The sequence below is a fragment of the Dinoroseobacter sp. PD6 genome (genome assembly GCF_028807315.1).
Classification (GTDB): domain Bacteria; phylum Pseudomonadota; class Alphaproteobacteria; order Rhodobacterales; family Rhodobacteraceae; genus Dinoroseobacter; species Dinoroseobacter shibae.
This window is the reverse complement of sequence record NZ_JARAMN010000022.1, coordinates 1-1,447: the sequence shown is the minus strand read 5'-3', so window position 1 is coordinate 1,447 and position 1,447 is coordinate 1. Positions and strand designations below refer to the sequence as shown.

Annotated in this window: 1 protein-coding gene; it reads left to right on the top strand. The window is 66.9% G+C overall.

Annotated elements, in window-relative coordinates; genetic code table 11:
* A partial coding sequence (xsc, locus tag PVW48_RS20055; protein ID WP_274582731.1) for a sulfoacetaldehyde acetyltransferase occupies positions 1-1,447 on the top strand: 1,447 nt, incomplete at both ends.

The window sequence follows — 1,447 nt, the reverse complement described above, 5'->3', positions numbered from 1 at the left end:
CCCAGGCGGCCAACAAGACCATCGGCCAGGGCGGCTTCCAGGAGGTCGCGCAGATGAAGCTCTTCGAGGACATGGTCGCCTACCAGGAGGAGGTCCGCGATCCCTCGCGCATGGCCGAGGTGCTGACCCGGGTGATCTCCAAGGCGAAAACCCTCTCGGGGCCTGCCCAGATCAACATTCCGCGCGATTTCTGGACCCAGGTGATCGATATCGAGATCCCCGAGCCCATCGAATTCGAGCGCTCCCCGGGCGGCGAGGCGTCGGTGGCGCGCGCCGCGGCGCTGCTGTCGGAGGCGCAGAACCCGGTGATCCTGAACGGCGCGGGCGTGGTGCTGTCGGAGGGCGGGATCGCGGCCAGCAAGGCGCTGGCCGAGCGGCTCGATGCGCCCGTTTGCGTGGGATATCAACACAATGACGCCTTTCCGGGGGGCCATCCGCTCTTTGCGGGGCCGCTGGGATACAACGGCTCGAAGGCGGCGATGGAGCTGATCAAGGACGCGGATGTGGTGCTGGCATTGGGCACCCGGCTTAACCCGTTCTCAACGCTTCCGGGCTACGGAATGGAGTACTGGCCGGCGGATGCGAAAATCATCCAGGTCGACATCAATTCCGACCGGATCGGGCTGACCAAGAAGATCAGCGTCGGCATCGTCGGCGACGCGGCCAAGGTGGCGCGCGGCATCCTGGGCCAGCTGGCCGAGGATGCGGGCGATGCGGGCCGCCAGGAACGGCGCGACCGGATCGCGCAGGTGAAATCCCGCTGGGCCCAGCAGCTCAGCGCCATGGACCATGAGGAGGACGACCCCGGCACCACCTGGAACGCCCGCGCCCGTGCCGCGAAACCCGACTGGATGAGCCCGCGCATGGCCTGGCGCGCGATCACCGCCGCCCTGCCGCGCGACGCGATCATCAGCTCGGATATCGGCAACAACTGTGCCATCGGCAACGCCTATCCGGACTTCGACGCGCCGCGCAAATACCTCGCGCCGGGGCTCTTTGGCCCCTGCGGCTACGGGCTGCCGGCGATCGTGGGCGCCAAGATCGCCCAACCCGACACGCCGGTGGTGGGGTTTGCCGGGGACGGCGCGTTCGGCATCGCGGTGAACGAGCTGACGGCGATCGGCCGCGGCGACTGGCCCGCGATCACGCAAGTGGTGTTCCGCAACTACCAGTGGGGCGCGGAGAAGCGCAATTCCACGCTCTGGTTCGACGACAACTTCGTGGGCACCGAGCTCGACGAGGAGGTCTCCTATGCCGGCATCGCGCGCGCCTGCGGGCTCGACGGCGTGGTCGTGCGCACCATGCAGGAGTTGACCGACACCCTCGCAACCGCCATCAAGGCCCAGATGACCGAGGGCAAAACAACCCTCATCGAGGTCCTGCTCAACCAGGAACTCGGAGAACCCTTCAGAAGAGACGCAATGAAAAAACCAAACAAGGTCGCAGG